The 3802-nt window shown below is 64.7% G+C and carries 4 protein-coding genes; 2 read left to right on the forward strand and 2 right to left on the reverse strand.

What is annotated here, in order from left to right:
* A partial coding sequence (gene dadA, locus N5D48_RS25885; protein WP_279888964.1) for a D-amino acid dehydrogenase occupies positions 1-1265 on the reverse strand: 1265 nt, incomplete at its 3' end.
* 156 nt (positions 1266-1421) lie between these two features.
* Here dadA and dadR point away from each other — a divergent pair.
* A complete protein-coding gene (dadR, locus tag N5D48_RS25890; RefSeq protein WP_003258963.1) occupies positions 1422-1910 on the forward strand; it encodes a transcriptional regulator DadR in 489 nt (162 codons plus the stop codon).
* A 4-nt stretch (positions 1911-1914) separates the two neighbouring features.
* On the opposite strand, the gene N5D48_RS25895 is transcribed toward dadR, so the two are convergent.
* On the reverse strand, positions 1915-2268 hold the full coding sequence (locus tag N5D48_RS25895; RefSeq protein ID WP_186732203.1) for a YkgJ family cysteine cluster protein: 354 nt from the start codon (positions 2266-2268) through the stop codon (positions 1915-1917).
* Positions 2269-2477: 209 nt separating this feature from the next.
* On the opposite strand from N5D48_RS25895, the gene N5D48_RS25900 reads away from it, so the two are divergent.
* Positions 2478-3770: an FAD-binding oxidoreductase gene (locus N5D48_RS25900; RefSeq protein WP_279888967.1), complete on the forward strand. Its 1293-nt coding sequence runs from the start codon at positions 2478-2480 to the stop codon at positions 3768-3770.
* Positions 3771-3802 lie beyond the last annotated feature (32 nt).

Consider the following 3802-nt stretch of genomic DNA (forward strand, 5'->3'; position numbering starts at 1 on the left):
GCTTCGCGGCTGCTGCCGTAGCGCGAGATGTCCAGGCCTTCGGCACTGATCTGCGGCTTCTTGCGCGCGATCAGGTCGGCCAGCAGGCGACCGGAACCGCAAGCCATGGTCCAACCCAGGGTGCCGTGACCGGTATTGAGGAACAGGTTACGGAACTTGGTCGCACCGACGATCGGGGTACCATCGGGGGTTGCCGGGCGCAGGCCGGTCCAGAAGCTTGCCTGGCTCAGGTCGCCGCCGCGAGGATAAAGGTCGTTGACGATCATCTCCAGCGTTTCGCGTCGACGCGGATTCAGCGACAGGTCAAAACCGGCGATTTCAGCCATGCCGCCAACACGGATGCGGTTGTCGAAACGGGTGATCGCGACCTTGTAGGTCTCGTCGAGAATGGTCGAGGTCGGCGCCATGTCGCCGTCGGTGATCGGCACGGTCAGCGAGTAGCCCTTGAGCGGGTACACCGGGGCCTTGATGCCCAGAGGCTTGAGCATCTGCGGCGAGTAGCTGCCCAGGGCCAGCACGTAGCGGTCGGCGGTTTCCAGCTTGCCGTCGATCCATACGCCGTTGATGCGATCGCCGGCGAAGTCCAGGCGCTGGATGTCCTGGCCAAAGCGGAACTCAACGCCCAACTTGATGGCCATTTCGGCCAGCTTGGTGGTGAACAGCTGGCAGTCGCCGGTCTGGTCGTTGGGCAGGCGCAGGGCGCCGGCGAGGATGTCCTTCACCCCGGCCAGGGCCGGCTCGACGCGGGCGATTCCGTCGCGGTCGAGCAGCTCGTAAGGCACGCCGGATTGTTCCAGCACGGCAATATCCTTGGCCGCGGCGTCCACCTGTGCCTGGGTGCGGAACAGCTGGGTGGTGCCCAGGCTACGGTTTTCGTAGGCAATGCCGGTTTCGGCGCGCAGCTCGTCGAGACAGTCACGGCTGTACTCGGACAGGCGCACCATGCGCTCCTTGTTCACCGCATAGCGACTGGCGGTGCAGTTGCGCAGCATCTGCGCCATCCACAGGTACTGGTCGACATCGCCGGTCAGCTTGATGGCCAGGGGCGCGTGGCGCTCGAGCAGCCACTTGATGGCCTTGAGCGGCACGCCCGGGGCGGCCCAGGGCGAGGCATAGCCGGGCGAGATCTGGCCGGCGTTGGCGAAACTGGTTTCCATGGCCACCGCCGGCTGGCGATCGACCACCGTGACCTCGAAACCTTGCCGGGCCAGATAGTAGGCACTGGCGGTTCCGATCACACCGCTACCAAGTACCAGAACTCGCATTGTTGTATCCCTCGCACGCGGCTTGCCGCAGTCTTTTGTTGAAATGGCATGGATGCGCGCAGTATATGAATCTCCGACCAGTGCTATTCACTATATAAGCAGCTATATTTGGCGAGAATTCTCGGCAAAATCGCCTTTCACGGAGGGGCATCCCCTATGAGAACCCAGCACCAGAGCAAACGTGAACTGGACAAGATCGACCGCAACATCCTGCGGATCCTGCAGAATGACGGGCGTATTTCCTTCACCGAACTGGGCGAGAAGGTCGGGCTGTCCACCACCCCTTGCACCGAGCGCGTGCGGCGCCTGGAGCGCGAGGGGATCATCATGGGCTACAACGCCCGGCTCAATCCGCAGCACCTGAAGGGCAGCCTGCTGGTGTTCGTCGAGATCAGCCTGGACTACAAGTCCGGCGACACCTTCGAAGAGTTCCGCCGCGCCGTGCTCAAGCTGCCTCACGTGCTGGAATGCCACCTGGTGTCGGGCGACTTCGACTACCTGGTGAAGGCGCGCATTTCGGAGATGGCGTCGTATCGCAAGCTGCTCGGCGACATCCTGCTCAAGCTGCCCCATGTGCGCGAGTCGAAGAGCTACATCGTGATGGAAGAGGTAAAAGAGAGCCTGTGCCTGCCGATTCCGGACTGAGGCTTCAGACCAGCACCTGACGGGTCGTGGCGATGAACTGGTGGACCAGTTGCTCGGCCGCAGGCTCGATGGGTTGCGCCGGCCCTCGGCCACGGGGGCAGGCCAGGCGCGGGGTGGTGCCGAACAGGCGGCAGATCATCGGGCGTTCTTCGTAGACCGTGCAGCCGTTCGGCCCCAGGTGCACGCAGTCCAGGCGCTCCAGGGCGGCGTCCTGCTCGGCCTGGGTCTTGCGCGGCAGGCGGGCCATTTCTTCGGCGGACGTGGTGACTGGGCCGCAGCAGTCATGGCAGCCGGGCTCGCATTCGAACGAAGGAATGAGTTCGCGTAGGAAGTGGATCTTGTGACGGTTGCAGGACATGGCCGAGGACAGAGCAATAAATAAGGTTGAATTATAAGCCCAATCGCGGGGCAAGCCCGCTCCCACGCTTATGGACTGCCCCCAAGAAGTTGGACACCAATCCAACCCTTGGGGGCAGTCCACTTAAATACTGGCGTGGGAGCGGGCTTGCCCCGCGATTGGCCAGCTGCCTATCCTTCCCCCTTTCGTCTCAACCCAGGAATCGACCCATGGTCCACAGCGCGCAGCACGCCGCCTCCTACTATGCCGCCAGCAGCGCGCCACACCCAGACCATCCGTTCCTGCAAGGCGAGCACAGCGCCGACGTGTGCATCGTCGGCGGTGGCTACTCGGGCCTGAACACCGCCATCGAGCTGGCCGAGCGCGGCCTGTCGGTGATCGTGCTCGAGGCCCGCAAGATCGGCTGGGGGGCCAGCGGGCGCAATGGCGGTCAGCTGATCCGTGGCGTCGGCCACGGCCTCGAGCAGTTTCTCCCGGTGCTCGGCGAGGACGGCGTGCGCAGCCTGAAACTGATGGGCCTGGAGGCCGTGGAAATCGTCCGCGAGCGCGTCGAGCGCCATGGCATCGATTGCGACCTGACCTGGGGCTACTGCGACCTGGCCAACAAGCCCGCCGAGCTGGAAGGCTTCGCCGCGGACGCCGAGGAACTGCGCAGCCTGGGCTACCGCCACGAACTGCGCCTGGTGCAGCCCGGCGACATGCACACGGTGGTGGGCTCCGATCGCTATGTCGGCGGTCTGATCGACATGGGTTCCGGCCATCTGCACCCGCTCAACCTGGCTCTGGGCGAAGCCGCCGCGGCCAGCCGACTGGGTGTGCACCTGCATGAGCAGTCGGAAGTCACTCGCATCGAGTACGGCGCCGAGGTCAAGGTGCATACCGCACAAGGACGGGTGCGGGCCAAGACCCTGGTGCTGTGCTGCAACGCCTACCACAACGATCTCAACCGCGAGCTGGGCGGCAAGGTGCTGCCCGCCGGCAGCTACATCATCGCCACCGAGCCACTGGGGGAGGAACGCGCCCGCCAGCTGCTGCCACGGAACATGGCGGTGTGCGACCAGCGTGTGGCCCTGGACTACTATCGCCTGTCCGCCGACCATCGCCTGCTGTTCGGCGGTGCCTGCCATTACTCGGGCCGCGACCCGCAGGACATCGCCGCCTACATGCGCCCGAAGATGCTCAAGGTGTTCCCGCAGCTGGCCGACGTGCGCATCGATTACCAGTGGGGTGGCATGATCGGCATCGGCGCCAACCGCCTGCCGCAGATCGGCCGCCTGGCCAGCCAGCCCAACGTCTATTACGCCCAGGCCTATTCCGGCCATGGGGTGAACGCCACCCACCTGGCCGGGCGCCTGCTCGGCGAGGCGATCAGTGGCCAGCAAAGTGGTCGTTTCGATCTGTTCGCCAAGGTGCCGCACACCACCTTCCCCGGCGGCAAGCTGCTGCGTTCGCCGTTGCTGGCATTGGGCATGCTCTGGTATCGGCTCAAAGAACTGGTGTGAGTCGAATTCAGCACGCCCCTGTAGGAGCGGCG

It is taken from the genome of Pseudomonas sp. GD03858 (assembly GCF_029840925.1).
Taxonomy (GTDB): domain Bacteria; phylum Pseudomonadota; class Gammaproteobacteria; order Pseudomonadales; family Pseudomonadaceae; genus Aquipseudomonas.